This window comes from Kribbella solani (genome assembly GCF_014205295.1).
GTDB lineage: Bacteria > Actinomycetota > Actinomycetes > Propionibacteriales > Kribbellaceae > Kribbella > Kribbella solani.
In genome coordinates, this window is the sequence record NZ_JACHNF010000001.1 from 4,068,707 (window position 1) to 4,087,173 (window position 18,467).

At 68.7% G+C, this 18,467-nt stretch carries 13 protein-coding genes; 1 reads left to right on the forward strand and 12 read right to left on the reverse strand.

From position 1 onward, the window contains the following. Positions 1–41 precede the first annotated feature (41 nt). From HDA44_RS18515 to HDA44_RS18565, 11 genes are all read right to left on the reverse strand, one after another. Positions 42–1,049 carry a Gfo/Idh/MocA family protein gene (locus tag HDA44_RS18515; RefSeq protein ID WP_184836079.1) on the reverse strand — a complete coding sequence of 336 codons (1,008 nt, stop codon included), beginning with the start codon at positions 1,047–1,049 and terminating at the stop codon, positions 42–44. Then, complete coding sequence (locus HDA44_RS18520; RefSeq protein ID WP_184836081.1) at positions 1,042–1,962, reverse strand: ATP-binding cassette domain-containing protein; 921 nt, start codon at positions 1,960–1,962, stop codon at positions 1,042–1,044. Before HDA44_RS18520 ends, HDA44_RS18515 begins: the two co-directional genes overlap by 8 nt. Further along, complete coding sequence (locus tag HDA44_RS18525) at positions 1,959–3,005, reverse strand: ABC transporter permease (RefSeq protein WP_184836083.1); 1,047 nt, start codon at positions 3,003–3,005, stop codon at positions 1,959–1,961. The genes HDA44_RS18520 and HDA44_RS18525 overlap by 4 nt, the downstream gene beginning before the upstream one ends. 9 nt (positions 3,006–3,014) lie before the next feature. Then, complete coding sequence (locus HDA44_RS18530; protein ID WP_184836085.1) at positions 3,015–4,010, reverse strand: sugar ABC transporter substrate-binding protein; 996 nt, start codon at positions 4,008–4,010, stop codon at positions 3,015–3,017. 83 nt (positions 4,011–4,093) lie between these two features. Then, on the reverse strand, positions 4,094–4,987 hold the full coding sequence (locus HDA44_RS18535; RefSeq protein WP_184836087.1) for a sugar phosphate isomerase/epimerase family protein: 894 nt from the start codon (positions 4,985–4,987) through the stop codon (positions 4,094–4,096). A gap of 1 nt (position 4,988) precedes the next feature. Beyond that, a complete protein-coding gene (gene iolD / locus HDA44_RS18540) occupies positions 4,989–6,902 on the reverse strand; it encodes a 3D-(3,5/4)-trihydroxycyclohexane-1,2-dione acylhydrolase (decyclizing) (protein WP_184836090.1) in 1,914 nt (637 codons plus the stop codon). Beyond that, positions 6,899–7,810, reverse strand: coding sequence for a 5-deoxy-glucuronate isomerase (iolB, locus tag HDA44_RS18545; protein WP_184836092.1), 912 nt, complete (start codon positions 7,808–7,810; stop codon positions 6,899–6,901). Before iolB ends, iolD begins: the two co-directional genes overlap by 4 nt. 63 nt (positions 7,811–7,873) lie before the next feature. Then, positions 7,874–8,752 (reverse strand): Cgl0159 family (beta/alpha)8-fold protein, encoded by an 879-nt coding sequence (locus HDA44_RS38925; RefSeq protein ID WP_184843852.1) that lies wholly within the window; start codon positions 8,750–8,752, stop codon positions 7,874–7,876. A gap of 1,013 nt (positions 8,753–9,765) precedes the next feature. Beyond that, positions 9,766–10,707 (reverse strand): 5-dehydro-2-deoxygluconokinase, encoded by a 942-nt coding sequence (gene iolC, locus HDA44_RS18555; RefSeq protein WP_184836093.1) that lies wholly within the window; start codon positions 10,705–10,707, stop codon positions 9,766–9,768. Positions 10,708–10,756: 49 nt separating this feature from the next. Beyond that, positions 10,757–11,641 carry a sugar phosphate isomerase/epimerase family protein gene (locus HDA44_RS18560; protein WP_184836096.1) on the reverse strand — a complete coding sequence of 295 codons (885 nt, stop codon included), beginning with the start codon at positions 11,639–11,641 and terminating at the stop codon, positions 10,757–10,759. A 43-nt stretch (positions 11,642–11,684) separates the two neighbouring features. Beyond that, a complete protein-coding gene (locus tag HDA44_RS18565) occupies positions 11,685–12,671 on the reverse strand; it encodes a Gfo/Idh/MocA family protein (RefSeq protein WP_184836098.1) in 987 nt (328 codons plus the stop codon). A 153-nt stretch (positions 12,672–12,824) separates the two neighbouring features. Here HDA44_RS18565 and HDA44_RS18570 point away from each other — a divergent pair, with 153 nt between their 5' ends. Next, complete coding sequence (locus tag HDA44_RS18570) at positions 12,825–13,565, forward strand: GntR family transcriptional regulator (protein ID WP_184836100.1); 741 nt, start codon at positions 12,825–12,827, stop codon at positions 13,563–13,565. 4 nt (positions 13,566–13,569) lie between these two features. Here the strand turns inward: HDA44_RS18570 and HDA44_RS18575 are convergent, their stop codons facing one another. After that, positions 13,570–18,432, reverse strand: coding sequence for an NAD-glutamate dehydrogenase (locus HDA44_RS18575; RefSeq protein WP_184836102.1), 4,863 nt, complete (start codon positions 18,430–18,432; stop codon positions 13,570–13,572). Positions 18,433–18,467: the final 35 nt, after the last annotated feature.

The window sequence follows — 18,467 nt, forward strand, 5'->3', positions numbered from 1 at the left end:
CGAAGGCCGGGCTTCAGCCAGGTGTTCGTCCAGGCCGGAGTTCATCCGAGGACGGCGTTGCGGTCGGCGAGCGCGACCTCGACCGGCTGACCGGTCGCGAGCGACTCCAGGCCGGCCTCGCACACGGCCGCCGCCGCGTACCCGTCCCAGGCCGTCGGTCCGTCCAGCTCGCCGCGTACGGTCGCGTCGACCCAGCGCTGCACCTCGAGGTCGTACGCCTGCTCGAACCGCACCCGGAAGTCCGCCGGGATCGCGGTCCCGCAGGTCGCGCCGGCCCGCGTCACCACGCCGGTCCCGAGGCCGATCGTCGCGCTGCCCCGCTCCGCGACCGCCTCGCAGCGCACCTCGTACCCGACCTGGAAGTTCACGAACACCTCCACGTCGGCCATCGCGCCACCGGCCAGCTCGAACAAGGCCAGTTGCGGATCGAGTACGCCCTCGCTGACCAGACCGGTCGGTTTCGGCGTACGCACGGTGATGCGGGTGATCTCGTCATCGAAAAGCCACCTGGCGACATCCACCTCGTGCACCATCGAATCCCGCACGATCATCTCGCTGCGGAACGTCGTGGGTACGGTCTTGTTCCGGTGCACGTTGTGCAGCACGAGCGTACGCCCGAGCTCGCCCGAGTCGAGCAGCTGTTTCAGGGCCACGTACTCCGGGTCGAACCGGCGCATGAACCCGACCTGGATCAGCTGCCGCCCGAGCTTGTGCTCTGCTTCAACCACCCGCAACGCCGACTCGGCGTCCATCGTCAGCGGCTTCTCGCAGAGCACCGGCTTGCCGTGTTCGAGGCAGGCGAACAACTGCTCCGCATGCACGAATCCCGGCGACGCCAGGATCACCGCGTCCACGTCGGCCGCCGCGATCAGCTCCAGCGGGTCACCGATCGCCCGCGCCCCGAGCCGCGCCGCGATCCCTTCGGCCCGCTTTTGGTCGGGGTCCGAAACCGCGACCAGCCGGGCGCCGGAGGTCTTCCGCGCCACCCGCTCCGCGTGGTCGGCACCCATCACCCCGACCCCGACGATCCCAACCCGCAACTCACTCATCCCCGCCGTCCCCCTTCTCCTGATCATCCACACTCGTTACCGCTTCGTCCGCTTGACCGTCTGCTGGACCGCCTGCTCCTGAAACCGCGACCGGGTCCGGGTTCGCGCCGCGGAGCTCGTGGCTGAGTGCCTCCAGCTCCGACCCGCCGGCCATTTCCGTCGTCAACTGCTCGAGCGTGATCTCCGAGCGGTGCGTGTCCAGGGCCACCCGGCCGAGCTTCAGTACCACGAAGTGATTGCCGACCAGGTACGCGTGATGCGGATTGTGGGTGATGAAAACGACGCCGATCCCGGCGTCCCGCGCCTTCACCACGTACTTCAGCACCACGCCCGACTGATTCACGCCGAGCGCCGCCGTCGGCTCGTCCAGGATCAGCACCTTCGCGCCGAAGTGGATCGCCCGCGCGATCGCCACGCACTGCCGCTGGCCGCCGGACAGCTTCCCGACCGGCTGCTCCAGATTGGGAATCGAGATCCCCATTTTGGTCAGCTCCTCGTGCGCGATCCGCTTCATCGCCGCCGAGTCCAGCAACCCGAACGGCCGCTTGGTGAGCTCGTTGCCGAGGAAGAAGTTCCGCCAGACCGACATCAGCGGCGCCAGCGCGAGGTCCTGGTAGACGGTCGCGATCCCGCTGTCCAGCGACTCCCGCGGCGACGAGAAGTGCCGCTCCTGACCGTTCACCGACATCCGGCCGGAGGTGTAGTCATGCAGCCCGGCGATGATCTTGATCAGCGTCGACTTCCCCGCGCCGTTGTCGCCCAGTACGCAGGTGATCTCGCCCTGCCGGACCGCCAGCGACACCCCGCGGAGCGCGGCGATGTTGCCGTAGCTCTTGCCGATGTCCTCGAGCAGCACGATCGGCTGGTTCGGCCCGGCCGCCGCCGCTTCCGCGAACGACTTCGTGGTGGTCATCGCGCCTCCGCCCTGTTCTTGACGACCAGATTGACGATGGTTGCCAGTAGCAACATCGCGCCGAGGAACGCCTTGAACCAATCCGGGTTCCAGCCCGCGTACACGACGCCGAGCTGCACCATCCCGAAGATCAGTGCACCGACCGCGCCGCCGACCACCGACCCGTACCCGCCGGTGAGCAGGCAGCCGCCGACGACCGCCGCGATGATGAACAGGAACTCCTTGCCGACGCCCTCACCCGACTGCACCACGCCGTTCTGCACGAACAGCAACTGCATGCCGGTGAACCAGGCGAAGAACCCGACCGCCATGAACAGCCCGATCTTCACCTTCTTCACCGGTACGCCGACCGCCCGCGCCGCCGCCGCGTCCCCGCCGACCGCGAAGATCCAGTTGCCGATCTGGGTCTTCAGCAGCACCCAGGCGGCGATCGCCACGAAGACGATCCACCAGACGATGATGATCTTGATCGTCACGCCGCCCAGCTTGAACTCCGACGCGAACACCGCGTGCGCCGCGCCGAACCCGTCCATGTCACTGATCGAGTTCGACGCGACGGCGCCGGAGGTGAGCCGGGTGACGGCGATGTTCAGGCCCTGCAGGATGAAGAAGGTGCCCAGCGACACGAGGAAGCTGGGCAGGCCGGTCCGCATCAGCAGCCAGCCGTTGAACGCGCCGATCGCCAGCGACAGGACGAGCGCCACCAGCACGCCCACCCAGACGTTCAGGCTGAACTGGTACGCGAAGATGCCTGCCGTCAGGCCGGACGTCGTCACCGCGACGCCGGCCGACAGATCGAACTCGCCGCCGATCATCAGCAGCGACACCGGCACCGCCATCACGCCGATCAGGGCGGCCTGGTAGAGGATCGTGCCGGTGTTGTTGACGTCCCGGAACGGCGGCGCCGCGATCAGGAAGAACACCAGGATGACGGCCGCGCCGACGAGCGAACCGATCTCGGGCCGGCTGAGCAGCCGCGCGCCGATGGACCGGGCCGAGACGCGGTCGTCTCCCGGCGCGGGTGAGGTGATGGTGGATGCCATGGCGGTACCTCAGCGAGTCCCGGCTTCGGCGTACTTCAGTACTGCCGCGATGTTCGCCTTGTCGATGAACGCCGGGCCGGTCAGCGTCGCCTGACCACCACCGATGGTGTCGCCGTTGTTCTTGTACAGCCACAGCGCGTCGACGGCCAGGTACCCCTGCAGGTACGGCTGCTGGTCCACGGCGAACTGCACGCTGCCGGACTGGATCGCCTTGGCCATCTCCTTGCTCATGTCGAAGCTGCCGATCTTCGCGCCTGATCCGGCGTCCTTCGCGGCCTGGACCGCGGTCAGCGCGATGCCGGCGTTCAGCGCGACGACGTAGTCGACGGCCTTGTCCTGCTGCAGCTTCGAGGTCAGCGTGGCCTGTGTACCCGGCTGGTCGGTGCCGTTGACATTGACGTTCTCGACGTTGCCGAACTTGTCCTTGATGCCCTGGCAGCGGGCCTCCAGGCTGACGTTGCCCTGCTCGTGGATGACGCAGAGCACCTTCTTGGCGCCGAGCTCCTTGAGCTTCTCACCCGTCGCCTGGCCGGCGATCCGCTCGTCCTGGCCGAAGTACCCGATCGCGCCGCTGGACTTCCACTGGTCGAGGCCACCGTTCAGCACGGTCACCGGGATGCCGGCCGCGATCGCCTTCTTCACGTTCGGGATGACGGCGTCCGGTTTGTTCAGCGTGACCGCGATGCCGTCCACCTTCGAGTCGATCGCGGTCTGCACCAGGTTCGCCTGGGCCGCGCCGTCCGGGTCCGCCGAGTACTGCAGGTCGATGTTGTCCTTCTTGGCGGCCGCGTCGGCGCCACGCCGGACGATGTCCCAGAAGGTGTCGCCAGGTCCCGAGTGGGTGATCAGGGCCACCTTCATCCGTGGGGTGTTCGCGACTCCACTGCCGCTGCCACCGGAGCTCTGCTCCTTCTGCTTGCCGCCGGACGAGCTGCACGCCGCCAGTGCCGCGGCGAGCGCGACCGCCGCGACCGCGGCCACCGCCTTCTTCTGCCACCGAACCATGACTTGGACCAGCCTTTCAGGGACGCACCACGGTTACTCCGCGGATGTACGTGGGACCAGAGAGTGTCACACTCAACTGGTCGTCAGCTCGATACGCCACCCCCAGCTGTGGATAAGTACGCCAGCGTCCGCTCCGCGATCGGCAGCGGAGCGTCCGGCGCGCACGGGTACATGTCCTGCTCCACGATCGCGAACACGTCGACGTCGAGCGCTGCCAGCGCGTCCAGCACCGGCGGCAGCTCGGGTACGCCGTTCGGCGGCTCGACGAACACGCCCCGCCGGACCGCTTCGTCAACGCTCAGGCCCTCGGCCTCGACCTCGGCCAGCACCTTGGGATCGACCTGCTTCAGGTGCAGGTAGCCGATCCGGTCCGGGTACTTGCGGATCAGCTCCAGGTTGTCGCCGCCGCAGTAGCTGATGTGACCGGTGTCCAGACAGAGGTTCACGTGCGCGCTGTCGGTCTCTTCGAGGAAGCGCTCCACGGTGTCCTGGGTGTCGACATGCCCGTCGGCGTGCGGGTGGTACTGCGTACGCAGCCCGAACTCCTCCGCCAGCCGGCGACCCAGCTCGGTCACCGCCTGGCCGTGCCGTGCCTGGCCTTCGTGATCGAGCCGCTCCTCGACGATCTCCCCGTTGTCGCCGCGCCACATCGACGGCATCACGACGAGATGCTTGGCACCCATCGCCGCGGTCAGCTCAGCGGTCCTCGCCACGTCGCGCCAGGTCGACTCCCAGCCGTCAGGCCGGTGCAGTTGCTCGAACGTCGTACCCGCGGTCATCGTCAGACCGCGTTGATCCAGCTCGTCCTTGAGGCGCACCGGATCGGTCGGCAGGTACCCGTACGGACCGAGCTCGATCCGGGTGTACCCGGCCGCGACCACCTCGTCGAGGAACCGCGGCCACGGCGTTTGCCGTGGATCGTCGGCGAACCAGACTCCCCACGAGTCCGGCGCCGTACCGATCGCGACCCGGCCCATTTCAGCTGTCCCCTTCAACCGGAGCCAGGTATGGCCGCTGGGTCTTCTTGCTTTCCTCGTACGACGCCGCGGCCGCCTGCGTCGACCGGAGCTCCGACACCTCGCTGACCGGGACGTCCCACCACGAGTCGCTGTCCGGCGCGCTGACCAGCGGATCGGTCGTGACATGGATCGCGATCGGACCGGTCGCCGCCTTCGCGGTGTGGATCGCCTGCTCCAGCTCGGTTCGGCTGCGTACGTCGATCACGTCGACGCCGAAGCTGCGCACGTTCGCCGCCAGGTCCACGGGCAGGTAGTCGCCGTCGAGCCTGCCGTCGCCGGTGCGCTTGCGGTACGCCGTCCCGAACCGTTGCGAACCGAGCGACTCGGACAGCGCGCCGATCGACGCGAACCCGTGGTTCTGCACCAGGACCACGATGATCTTCAGGTTCTCCTGGACCGCGGTGGCCAGCTCGCTGGACATCATCAGGTACGACCCGTCGCCGACCATGACGAACACGTCCCGGTCCGGCGCCGCGAGCCGGACCCCGAGACCGCCGGCGATCTCGTATCCCATGCAGGAGTAGCCATATTCGACGTGGTATCCCTTCGGGTCGCGCGTCCGCCACAGTTTGTGCAGGTCACCCGGCATCGAACCGGCCGCGCAGACAACCACATCAGACGGCGCCGACAATTCGTTCACGGCACCGAGCACTTCGCCCTGTGTCAGCAGGCCTTCCGCCAGTTTGTCCGTCACCTCGGCCGAGGGCCGGAAAACTGCGTCCACAGTTCCGTTCCAGGTCCTTGCGAGTTCCGTCGCGAGCGAGGTGTACTTGGCGTCCACCGACCAATCACCGAGCCCGGAGCCCAACGAAACAAGGGCTTCCCGAGCATCCGCGACGAGAGGAAGACCAGCATGTTTGGCACTGTCGAAACGCGCCACGTTGATGTTCACGAACCGCACCGCCGGGTTCTGGAACGCGGACCGCGAGGCAGTCGTGAAGTCGCTGTAGCGGGTGCCGATCCCGATCACCACGTCGGCATCGCGGGCCAGGGCGTTGGCTGCCGTGGTCCCGGTCGAGCCGACGGCGCCCACCGACCGCGGATGGTCGAAGCGCAGCGATCCCTTGCCTGCCTGGGTTTCCGCGACCGGGATGCCGGTCTGCTCGGCGAACGCACGCAACGCGTCCTCGGCGCCGGAGTAGTGCACGCCGCCACCGGCAACGATCAACGGGCGCTGCGCGGACCGTAGGAGATCTACCGCCTTGTCGACAATTGATGCCTCCGGCACCGGCCGCGCCACGTACCAGGTGCGCTCGGCGAAGAGCTCCTCCGGCCAGTCGTAGGCCTCGGCCTGGACATCCTGCGGCAAAGCCAGCGTGACCGCGCCGGTCTCGACCGGATCGGTCAGCACCCGCATGGCGTTCAGCAACGCCGACGGCAACTGCTCCGGCCGCCAGACCCTGTCGAAGTACTTGGACACCGGCCGGAAGGCGTCGTTCACCGAGACGTCGCCCGCGCCGTAACTTTCCAGCTCCTGCAGCACGGGTGTCGCCACCCGGGTCGCGAACACATCCGAAGGGAGGATCAGTACCGGCAGCCGATTGATAGTCGCAAGGGCCGCACCGGTCACCATGTTGGTCGAGCCCGGGCCGACGCTTGCCGTGCAGGCGTAGGTCTGGAGCCGGTCACGGGTCCGGGCGTACGCGGCCGCCGTGTGCACCATGGCCTGCTCGTTGCGGGCCAGGATGTACGGCAGTGCCTCCGGGTCGTCGAGCTCCGACTGCAGCAACGCCTGCCCGACACCGGCGACGTTGCCGTGGCCGAAGATGCCCAGACACCCGGCGATCAGCCGCTGCCGAACGCCGTCCCGCTCCGAGTACTGAACGCTCAGGAATCGCACCAAGGCCTGCGCGACCGTGAGGCGCACCGTCATGACTCATCCCCTCCGAGAGGCTCTGTTTGCTGGAAAGGCAGGCGTGGATCGATATGTTGCGAGTTCCACAACTCACGTACCCAGGCGTGTTGCGGGTCGTCGGTGATCAGCCACTGGCGTTCCGTACCAGGGCCGGCCATCACGTTCAGGTAGTACATGTCGTAGCCGGGCGGTGCCATCGCCGGACCGTGCCATCCGTGCGGGACCAGGACGACGTCCCCGCTGCGGACCTCCGCCAGTACGTCGATCGGCCGGTCGTCGGTGCCGTACACCCGCTGGTACCCGATCGGGTCGTTGCCCCTGGCACCTTCCGGCGCGGCATCGGACAGCTGCAGCTCGAAGTAGTAGATCTCCTCGAGCTCGCTCTCCTTCCCGGGCCGGTGCTCGTCGTGCTTGTGCGGCGGGTAGGACGACCAGTTGCCAGCCGGAGTGATCACCTCACAGGCGATGATCGAGTCGGCGTCGAGCACCCCTGGCGTACCGAAGTTGCGGACCTGGCGGGACGCGACGCCGGCACCACGCAGTTCGGTCTCGACGTCCTCGACCGCGATCCGCTGGAACGGACGGTCACTGGCCGCCTTCGCGAACGGGAACGCGATCCGCGCGCCACCGGCGCTCACCACCGCGAAGGTGGTGTTCCGGGGCACGTACGCGACATCGGTCGCGCCCGCGAACACATCGGCCCGCCCACCGAGCGGCACCGCTTCGCCGTCGATGACGACCTCGGCCGACCCGTTCAAGGGCAGCACGATGTACTCGCAGTCGCCGGTCTCGATCTGTACCGACTGCCCCGGGCGCAACGTCCGTACGGTCAGTCCGCTGTGCTTCCAACCGGGGTCGCCCGGCCGGACCACCACGTCGTACCCGTCGCGCGCCGCGGTCCCCGCCGGCCGAACCCACTCACTCATCCCGACCTCGCTCCAGTCGAACCTCAAGCACCTGGGACCTGTGCGTTTCCGTCCGGCGCGCGGTCATGCGGCGCCGCCGTGGACCAGCGCGGCGGCCCGGTCGACAGCCGTCGCGACATCGCCGTCGGGCGGGAAGAGCAACGCGCGGCCGACGACCAGCCCGCGTACCGAAGGCAGGTCCAGCGCCTTGCCCCACGCCGAGTAGGTCGCTTCCGGATCACCGGTCGGATCACCGCCGAGCAGCAACGTCGGCAGGGTCGTTGCCTCCATCACCCGATCGAGCTCGTCGACGACCGGCAGCTTCAGCCACGTGTACGCGCTGGTCGCGCCGAGGGCGGACGCGATCTGGATGGACTTGATCACCGACTCCGGGTCGAGCAGGTTCGTCACCCGCCCGTCCTCCGACCGCGTCGACCAGAACGGCTCGACCATCGCCATCAACTTGTGCTCGGCCAGGCCGGTCACCGCGGCGGCGCTGCTCTCCAACGTCGCGACCGTCCCGCGGTCGGCGAGGTCGATCCGGGTCAGCATCTTCCCGCCGTCGAGCCGCCGCGCCGCGATCTCGTCCGCGGTCCGGTACGCCGTGAAGCGATCGTCCAACTCGAACGATGCGCCCTGCAGACCGCCCCGGTTCATCGAACCGATGACGACCTTCCCTTCGAGCGCACCGAGCAGGAGGAGGTCTTCCAGCACATCCGGCGTGGCGAGTACGCCGTCCACGCCTGGCCGCTGCAACGCGATCACCAAACGCGCGACCAGATCGGCCCGGCTGCCCATCGCCATCCGGTCGCCGCGCACGCCGAGCGCGCCCCGAGCCGGGTGGTCAGCAGCCACGATCAGCAGCCGACCGTCCTCCCCCACCAGCCCACGGGTCCGCCGGCCAAGCCAGCCTTCCTCGACCCGCTCCGGATACCGAACCCGAACCTCGGTCAGCTCCGCCAACCTGTCCGCGAACTCATCCCGCCGCCCAGCGGCACCAACAGCCCACTCCGCCGACTCACCAGCAGCCGACGTCTCAGCAGCAACCGACCCGCCAACCGCAGGCTCACCAGCGACCGGTACGCCAACCGGCGCCTCACCAGCAACCGGCTCGACGCCAACCGTTTCAGCAACCACCGGTTCAGCGGCGAATGCCCCTGCAACCACCGACTCCGCGGCGACCGGCTCGGCAGCGAACCGCTCGACAGCATCCGCCTCTACTGCGATCGGCTCGTCAACCACCGGCTCGACGGCGAACTGCTCGGCGGCGAACGGTTCGGTGGCCGGGGAGATGGCGACCGTGGGGTCAGCGGCCACGGGGTTGGGAGCCGTGGGGTTGGGAGTTGGTGCGACGGCGAGGGTCTCGGCCGGCTGGGTGGGATCTGTGGTTGGGGCGGCGGTGGATGGGGTGATGGATGGGGTGAGTTGTTGCTGGTTTCCTGGGCCTTCGATCAGGCTCGACTGGCCGCCGACGAGATGGTCGGCGGCTGCCGACGCGGGCGGGTTGGCGCCGGCGGGGAGGTCCAGGTTGCCGATGACCGTGGTCTGGCCGTCGGGGCTTGCCGTGATCCGCGACGGATCCACCACGACAGTCAGGTCCTCGGCGCCGGGAGTAACCGGGCGGCGTACGACCACTGTCGGATCGTTCGCACCACCGCCAGCGGCACCAGCACCAGCCCCAGGACCGGTCCCCGGACCAGTACCTGGCTGCCCGCTGACGGACACACTCACCGTCGGGTCGTCCGCGCCGGCCGGCGCCTCCGAGTGCTGTGGTGCGAACGGCGACTCGCGGGGGATCTCGAAAGTCGGCTCGCTCGTGCCTGGAACCAAAACAGTTTCCTCATCGCCAGAAGCTGCTCGGTCGCCCTGGGTTGCACGGTCGGGTGGGGGCTGGATCGGGATTGTGCGGGCTTCCTCGGAGTAGGTGTCCTGGGGTTGTGGCGCCGTGGGGTGCTGGGGGTTTGGGGTGTTGGGGGTCATGAGTCGGCTCCCAACCGGGAGAGGACCTCTTCGGTGGTGGGCATGGCGGTGGAGCATTCGAGCCGGGAGGCGACGATGGCGCCGGCGATGTTGGCGAACCGGATGACCTTTTCCAGCGGCCAGCCGGAGAGCAGGCCGTGGCAGAGGGCGCCGCCGAAGCCGTCGCCGGCGCCGAGGCCGTTGACCACCTCGACCGGGAACGGCGGGACCTCGACGCGTTCGTCGCGGGTCCGCGCCAGCGTGCCGCGCGGTCCCTGCTTGACCACGGCCAGGTCCAGGCCGCGGTCCAGCAACGCCTGGGCGGCCTTGTCCGGATCGGTTTCGCCGACCGCCACCTCACACTCCTCACGGTTGCCGACGGCAACCGTGCAGTGCTCCAGCGCCCGCGACACCTGGTCGTGCGCCTCGCTCGGGTCGGCCCAGAACATCGGCCGGTAGTCCAGGTCGAGCACCGTGAACGGCTTGCGGCCGCGCGCTTCCCAGGCGGTGAAGTGCGCGGACCGGGACGGTTCCGCGGACAGCCCGGTGACGGTGGACCAGTAGATCCGCGCCTCCCGGATCGCGTCCACGTCGAGTTCGGACGGGTTGATGACCAGGTCCGGCGCCTTCGGGAAGCGGTAGAAGTACAGCGGGAAGTTGTCCGGTGGGAAGATCTCGCAGAAGGTGATCGGCGTCGGCAGCCCGTCGACCGGCGTGACGAAACGGTCGTCGACGCCGAGTTCACCGAGCGTGCGGTGGATGAACGTGCCGAACGGGTCGTTCCCGGTCCGGCTGATCACCGCCGTCTTCCGCCCGTGCCGCGCCGCCGCGACCGCCACGTTCGTCGCGCTCCCGCCGAGGAACTTGCCGAACGAGGTTACGTCCTCAAGATGTGTTCCGGGCTGCAGCGGGTACAGGTCGACCCCGATCCGCCCGATTGTCAGTACGTCGTCCACCATCAGACCCTCCCATCCCGCCGGTCCGTCCGTAGCCACGGCACTCGCACGGTCATCGCAGCGCGGCCGCGATCTCGTTCAGGTGGCCGATACTGGCGCGTACGTCGGCCACCGGCCCTTCGTCACTGGGTCGATCGGCGAGGATCGTGTCCTGCTCCAGCACGTACCAGCCGTCGTACCCGGCCTTCTCCAGCGTGGTCACGATCGTGGTGATGTCGATGTCACCGGCACCCAGCGGCCGGTACATGCCCTCCCGGACCGCATCCGTGTACGACACCTCGCCCGACTGCACGCGGGCGGCCCAGCCGGCGTCGACGTCTTTCAGGTGCGTGTGCCGAATCCGATCGGTGTGGTTGACGGCCAGCGCGACCGGGTCGGCGCCACCGATCAGCAGGTGGCCGGTGTCCAGCGTGAGACCGATCGACGAGCCGGCCAGCACCCGGTCGACGTCCGCCGCGTTCTCGACCATCGTGCCGACATGCGGGTGGACGGTCGCGAGTACGCCCCGCGACGCGGCCAGCTCGGCCAGCTTGTCGAGGTTTCCGAGCAGGGTGTTCCAGCCCGCGTCGCCGAGGACCGGGCGGTCGTCGTACCCGTCCTGGCCGGTCGCGGCCGCAAGCACGAGCGTGCCGGCGCCGGCCGCGACGAACCCCTCCAGCGCGGTCGCGACCTCGGGCGCCGGGTCATGCGCGGGGTCGTGCAGGACGACGGGTACGAACCCGCCGACCGCGCGGAGCCCGACGTCCGCGAGCGTTTTGGCCTTGTCCGCCGGGTCGTCCGGGAGGAATCCGTCCGGACCGAACTCGGTCGCGGCCAGGCCGACCGTCCGCATTTCGGCGAGCACCGTCTCGGCGTCGTACTGCCAGCCCCAGCCGGGGACCTCGCACACGCCCCACGAGATCGGGGCACCGGCGATACGAGCAGCAAACTCGGTCATGAAAGCAAACTCCTCAGAGCGTGTGGGTTCAGGGCGTGGCAGTTCAGAGGACGACAACGCGGTTCTCGTGCCGGGACAGCTCGCAGGCGTCGGCGATCCGGAAGGCGGCAAACGCGTCCCGGACCGTGCACGGCACCGCCCGCGTACCGGCGACGACCTCGGTGAAGGCGGTCAGCTCGGCGACGTACGCGGGCTGGAAGCGGTCCATGAAGGTCATGTGCGGCTGCCCACCCGGGAAGGTGACGCCGGGCTCGGCGGACCGGAGCGCGGTGTGCTCGTCCAGGCCGACCGCGATCGACCCCAGGCTGCCGTGCAGCTCCATCCGTACGTCATGGCCGGCGCCGTTGTACCGCGTACCGCTCGCCGTGACGAAGGTGTTGTCGTCCAGCGTGAGCAGTGCGGCCGCCGAGTCGACGTCACCGTACTCACCGAAGAACGCTTCGCCACGGTTGGCTCCGGTCGCGTACACGCTGACCACCTCGCGGCCCGTGACGTACCGGATGATGTCGAAGTCGTGCACGGTGCAGTCGCGGAAGAAGCCGCCGCTGTTCGGGATGTACTCGTGGTGCGGCGGGAACGCGTCGTTCGTGTTCGTGCGGATGTGGTGCACGTACCCGAGCTCGCCCGTCTCCACCGCCGCCCGCGCCGCCTGGTAGCCGGCGTCGAACCGGCGCTGGAAACCGATGTGTACGGGCACGGTGGACGCCTCGACCAGCTCCAGCACGCGCTCGGTCTCGGCCAGGTCCAGCGCGACCGGCTTCTCGCAGAACGTCGGCACGCCGGCCGCGACGCCGGCCGCGATCAGGTCCGCGTGCGCCGACGTGGCCGCCGCGATCACGAAACCGTCCAGCCCGGAGCCGAGCAGCGCGGTCACGTCCGGCGCGGACGAGACGCCCAGTTCCTTCGCGACCACCTCGGCCCGGGCCGGGTCCGCATCGGCGACGACCACCTGATCAACCGCCGGCAAGCCCTTCAGCGTCGCGGCGTGGAACGCCCCGATCCGCCCGACCCCGACCAACCCGATCCGCATCCGCGCAGCCTCTCTCGAAGTACAGGCGCGCCACAGCCCCGGCGGCGCGCTGGTTGCCCGTCAGCTTTCCGGCCCTGGGCGGGAGGTGTCAATACTTTGTTAACACATTCTCACGTCGCGACATGAGTACATCATCGCGGTACCATCCCCGGCATGATCGCCGCGCTGCCCATCCAGCTCGACCGGACCAGTCCGGTGCCGCTGTACCACCAGCTGGCCGAGCAGCTGACCGCCGCCATCACCGACGGCCGGCTGCGTCCGGGCGACCCGTTCGAGAACGAGATCGGCATGTCCGATCGGCTGAACCTGTCCCGCCCGACGGTCCGGCGGGCGATCTCGGAGCTGGTCAACCAGGGCCTGCTGGTGCGCCGCCGCGGCATCGGCACCACGGTCGCCAACCAGATGGTGCACCGCAAGGCGGAGCTGACCAGCCTGTACGACGACCTCGCCCGTGAGGGCCGCACGCCCCACACGGAGGTGCTCGCGCTGGACTGCGCCGCGCACGACGAACGCGCCGCCACGGTCCTCGAACTCCCGCCCGGTACGCCGTTGGTGTCGATCGTCCGGCTGCGGTACGCGGATGATCTGCCACTCGCGATCATGCGCAACTGGCTGCCGCCGACGCTCGCCGACCTGTCCGTCGAGGAACTCGTCGCCGACGGCCTGTACGCGGTGCTCCGCGCGCGCGGCATCCGGCCCACCGTCGCCCGGCAGCGCATCGGCGCCCGGAACGCGACCGCCGACGAGCGCCGTACGCTGCACATGTCCAAGGCGGAACCGCTGATCACGATGACCCGCTCGGCGTACGCCGCCGACGGATCCCCGGTCGAGTACGGCAGCCACTGCTACCGCGCCGACCAGTACTCCGTCGACGTCGTCGTGTCCGAGCGATGAACCCCTAGCCCTGGTTGGCGATCAGGGCCCGGACCAGGCGCAGGCCGACCGAGAGGTGGGCCAGCTCCGGGCCTTCGATCTCGACGATCTCCTCCAGCATCGACGCGGCCCGGGACAGCACCGCGGCGTTCTGGTCCTGCCAGGTGATCACCCGGTCCTCGGGCTCGGCCGAGGCGTCGGTGGTGGCGAGCACCTGCCGGGTCAGCCGCGAGTGCACGGCGTGCAGGTCGTCGCGCAGCGCCGCGCGGGCCATCGTCTGCCAGCGGTCGGTCCGCGGCAGGCCGATGATCCGCTCCAGGAAGCGGCCGAGCTGCAGCCGCTCACCGAGCGCGAAGTGCACCTTGGCGACCTCAAGGATGTCGATGTCGTCCCGGGACGCGGTCTCGACGATGCCGAGCCCGGCGTACGTCGGCGGCAGCACGGCGATCCGGGTCGCGAAATCGTCCGCGACGCCCTTCTGCACCAGGCTTTCCCGGCGCTGCTCGAACAGCGCCAGCTCGCGGCCGCGCAGCACCTCCGGCAGCGCCGTGGTCAGCTTCGCGATGCCCGGACCGAAGAACTCGATCAGCTCCTCGATGTCGACCGGTGGGCGCCGGTTGCTGACCAGCCACCGGGTCGCGCGCTCGACGAGCGTCCGGGTCTCCAGCCGCATGTGCGTCTGGGTCTCGGCATCGACGACGTTGTCCAGGTCGGCGTTCGCGGCCAGCAGCTCCGGCTGGGAGAAGATCCGCGAAGCGGCCAGGTTGGCCCGGACGACGTCCTCGACCGTACCGCCGGTCTCCAGCGAGAGCCGGTGGTACGCGGTCACGCCGGACGTGTTCACGAACTCGTTCACCACCTGCGTGGTGATGATCTCCCGGCGCAGCTGGTGGCTCTGGATCTGGTCGGCGAACCGCTCGTGGATCGCCTTCGGGAAGTAGCTGGCCAGCTTGTGCTTCAGGAACGGATCGTCCGGCAGCGAGGTCTTGAGCAGCTCGGCTTCCATCACGATCTTGGTGTACGCGATCAGCACCGACAGCTCCGGTGACGTCAGCCCACGGCCCTCGGCCTTGCGCCGCTTGAACTCCGGGATGCTCGGCAGGAACTCCAGCTGCCGGTCGAGCAGCCCCTGCCGTTCGAGCCGCCGGACCCAGTCCTGGTGTACGTGCATCAGCGCCGGCGCCTGGGCGGTCGCGTTCGCGAGGGCGATGTTCTGCCGGTAGTTGCTCTTGAGTACCAGCGCGCCGACCTCGTCAGTCATCGACGCGATGATGTCGTTGCGCTGCTTCTCGGTCAGGTCGCCGTCGGCCACCACCTTGTCCAGCAGGATCTTGATGTTCACCTCGTGGTCGGAGGTGTCCACGCCGGCCACGTTGTCGATGAAGTCGGTGTTGATCCGGCCGCCCGCCGCCGCGTACTCGATCCGGCCGAGCTGGGTGCAGCCGAGGTTGCCGCCCTCGCCGACCGCGCGGGCGCGCAGCTCGGAGCCGTTCACCCGGATCGCGTCGTTGGCCTTGTCGCCGACATCGGCGTTCGACTCGCTGCTCGACTTCACGTACGTGCCGATGCCGCCGTTCCAGAACAGGTCGACCGGCGCCTTCAGGATCGCGTTCATCAACTCGGCCGGGGTCAGTTTCGCGGCGGTGCCTTCGATGCCGAGTACCGCCCGGACCTCCGCGGAGATCGGGATCGCCTTCTCGGTTCGCGAGTACACGCCGCCGCCCGAGGAGATCAGCGCGCTGTCGTAGTCCGCCCACGAGGACCGGGGCAGCTCGAACAGCCGCCGCCGCTCGGCGAACGAGGTGGCGGCGTCCGGCGCCGGGTCCAGGAAGATGTGCCGGTGGTCGAACGCCGCGACCAGCCGGATGTGCTCGGACAGCAGCATGCCGTTGCCGAACACGTCACCGGACATGTCGCCGACGCCGACCACGGTGAAGTCCTCGTGCTGGCAGTCGTGACCCATCTCGCGGAAGTGCCGCTTGACCGACTCCCAGGCGCCGCGGGCGGTGATACCCATCGCCTTGTGGTCGTACCCGACCGACCCGCCGGAGGCGAACGCGTCGCCGAGCCAGAAGCCGTACTCCTTCGCGACCCCGTTCGCGAGGTCCGAGAAGGTCGCGGTGCCCTTGTCCGCGGCAACCACCAGGTACGCGTCATCGCCGTCGTAGCGGACCACGTCCCGCGGCGGAACGATGTCACCGGCAACGATGTTGTCGGTGATGTCCAGCAGCCCGGAGATGAATGTCTTGTAGGACGCGATCCCCTCGGCCAGCCAGGCGTCCCGATCGGCGGCCGGGTCGGGCAGTTGCTTGGCGTAGAAGCCGCCCTTCGCGCCGACCGGCACGATCACCGAGTTCTTCACCATCTGCGCCTTGACCAGGCCGAGCACCTCGGTGCGGAAGTCCTCGCGCCGGTCCGACCAGCGCAGACCGCCGCGGGCGACCGCGCCGAACCGCAGGTGCACACCTTCGACCCGCGGCGAGTACACGAAGATCTCGTACGCCGGGCGCGGCTGCGGCAGGTCCGGAATGGCCTTCGGCTCCAGCTTCAGCGACAGGTACGACCGGGGCTGACCGTCCGGACCGGGCTGAAAGTAGTTGGTCCGCAGCGTCGCCTTCATCACGGTCAGGTACGACCGGAGGATCCTGTCCTCGTCCAGGCTCTGCACGGTGTCCAGCGCGGCCAGGATCTCCTTCTCCAGCTGATCCGTCAGCGCGGTCCGGTCCGTGTCGTCGACCCGGCCGCGAGCCGGGTCGAAGCTGGCCTCGAAGAGCCGCACCAGCAGACTGGCCACGTCCACGTGGTTCAGGAACGTGTTCTCGATGTAGTCCTGGCTGAACGGTGTACCGCCCTGGCGCATGTAGCGCTGGTAGGCGCGCAGAATCGACACCTGTCGCCAGCTGAGGCTGCCGCGCAGTACCAGCGCGTTCAGCTTGTCGGACTCGGCCCTGCCCTGCCAGACCGCCTGGAACGTGTCGGAGAACAGCGCGCGCAGTTCCTCGCGCTCCTCGGTGTCCTCCGGTGCCTTCAGCCCGAAGTCGTAGATGTACGACATGGTGCCGTCGTCGCAGCGGATCTCGTACGGGCGCTCGTCGATGACCTCGACGCCCATAGCGGTCAGATGCGGCAGCACCTGGGACAGCGACAGCGGCGACCCGGTGCGGTACACCTTGAACCGCCGCTCACCCTCCCACTCTTCCTCGATCGGGCTGTACAAGGACATGGCCAGACCGTCGTCCGCCGGCAGGCCCTCCAGTACATGGACGTCGTTGACTGCCACACGGGCGTCGAAGTCCTCTTTGTACGCCTCCGGGAACGCATCGGCGTATCGACGGGACAGCTTGGTCACCGCGACGTCGCCGCCTTGCGCATGCAACGCCACAGTGAAGTCATCCGCCCAGGCGCGAGTGGCGTCGACCACCTGCTGCTCCAGCAGCTCAGTGTCGTACTCGCCGACTGTTTCGCCCTGTTTCATCCGGACGACGAAGTGCACGCGCGCAAGTACGGACTCGGTCACGTACGCGGCGTACGTCACCGACTCTGCGCCGATGGCGTCCTTCAGGATCTGCTGCATGCGCAGACGGACCGCAGTGGTGTACCGATCACGTGGCAGGTACACCAGACAGGACAGGTACCGGTTGTAGACGTCACGTCGTACGAACAGCTTGACCGCGCGGCGCTCCTGCAGGTGCAGCACCGACTGCACGATCGGCAGCAGGTCCTCCACCGGCGCCTGCAGCAGCTCGTCACGCGGGTAGGTCTCCAGTACGTCCAGGAGGCCCTTGCCGCTGTGGCTGTTCGGGTCGAAGCCGGTCTGGCGGAACAGCTCCAGTGCCTTCCGGCGCAGCACCGGCACCTGCATGACGCTCTCGGTGTACGCGGTCGACGACAGCAGACCGATGAACCGGCACTCGCGGACCGGGTCGCCGTTCTCGTCGAACTGCTTGATCCCGACATAGTCCAGGTACGTGGACCGGTGCACGGTCGAGCGGGAGTTCGCCTTGGTCAGGATCAGCAGCTTCTGCTCCTGCGCCTTGGCGCTCACCTCCGGCGGCAGCTTGCCGGAGCCCGGCTTCGGATCCGGCCGGAGGATGCCCAGGCCGGTGCCGGGGCGGCCGCGCAGGATGCCCTGCGCGCCCTCCATGGTGAAGTCGTACTCGCGGTAGCCGAGGAAGGTGAAGTGCTCGTCGGCGAGCCATTCGAGCAGCTCACGGGCCTCCTCGACCTCGCTCTCGGCGACCGGCAGCTCGGCCGCGTCCAGGCCGGCCGCGATGCTGACCGCCTTCTCGTGCATCTTCGGCCAGTCCTCGACCGCCTCGCGGACGTCGTTCAGGACCTTGAGCAGGTCGTGCTCGAGGGCGCGGTGCTCGGCGACGTCCGCGATCCGCTCGATCTCCAGGTGCATCCAGCTCTCGCGGACCAGATCGTGCTCGTCCGCGGTCTCGCTGTCGTCCAGGACGTCCTGGAGCGTGCCGGCCATGTCCCGCCGGACCACGAACTGGGGGTGGATCAGCAGTTGCAGCTCAAGGTTGCGGTCGGTGATCACCATCGCCGCGCTGTCCACCAGGAACGGCATGTCGTCGACGACGATCTCGACCACGGTCCGCCCGTTCGCGGACCAGCCGTACTCCTCCGGCGTCGGAGTGAAAACGTGCACTTTCGCCGTACCCTGCGGGCGGGTCGTCGCGGACTTGTAATGGTGCCGCGCGGCGCCCAGGCAGTCGTTCGGCTGCCGCTCGGCGACGTCCTCCGCGGCGACGTGCCGGTAGTACTGCTCCAGGAAGGTCCTCAGCCTGACCGGGTCGACCACTTTGTCGTGCCCATGAGTTCCCGTGGCCACCGCTTTGGCGATCACATCGGCCTTCAGAACGTCCAGCTTGCTCTGCATTCCTCACCGTCTCCACACGTGACATTCGGCGTCGC

Bases quoted from the DNA above. Each gene is read 5' to 3' on its own strand.
- HDA44_RS18515 (WP_184836079.1), bottom strand. From the start codon at position 1,049: ATGAGTGAGTTGCGGGTTGGGATCGTCGGGGTCGGGGTGATGGGTGCC.
- HDA44_RS18520 (WP_184836081.1), bottom strand. From the start codon at position 1,962: ATGACCACCACGAAGTCGTTCGCGGAAGCGGCGGCGGCCGGGCCGAAC.
- HDA44_RS18525 (WP_184836083.1), bottom strand. From the start codon at position 3,005: ATGGCATCCACCATCACCTCACCCGCGCCGGGAGACGACCGCGTCTCG.
- HDA44_RS18530 (WP_184836085.1), bottom strand. From the start codon at position 4,010: ATGGTTCGGTGGCAGAAGAAGGCGGTGGCCGCGGTCGCGGCGGTCGCG.
- HDA44_RS18535 (WP_184836087.1), bottom strand. From the start codon at position 4,987: ATGGGCCGGGTCGCGATCGGTACGGCGCCGGACTCGTGGGGAGTCTGG.
- iolD (WP_184836090.1), bottom strand. From the start codon at position 6,902: ATGACGGTGCGCCTCACGGTCGCGCAGGCCTTGGTGCGATTCCTGAGC.
- iolB (WP_184836092.1), bottom strand. From the start codon at position 7,810: ATGAGTGAGTGGGTTCGGCCGGCGGGGACCGCGGCGCGCGACGGGTAC.
- iolC (WP_184836093.1), bottom strand. From the start codon at position 10,707: ATGGTGGACGACGTACTGACAATCGGGCGGATCGGGGTCGACCTGTAC.
- HDA44_RS18560 (WP_184836096.1), bottom strand. From the start codon at position 11,641: ATGACCGAGTTTGCTGCTCGTATCGCCGGTGCCCCGATCTCGTGGGGC.
- HDA44_RS18565 (WP_184836098.1), bottom strand. From the start codon at position 12,671: ATGCGGATCGGGTTGGTCGGGGTCGGGCGGATCGGGGCGTTCCACGCC.
- HDA44_RS18570 (WP_184836100.1), top strand. From the start codon at position 12,825: ATGATCGCCGCGCTGCCCATCCAGCTCGACCGGACCAGTCCGGTGCCG.
- HDA44_RS18575 (WP_184836102.1), bottom strand. From the start codon at position 18,432: ATGCAGAGCAAGCTGGACGTTCTGAAGGCCGATGTGATCGCCAAAGCG.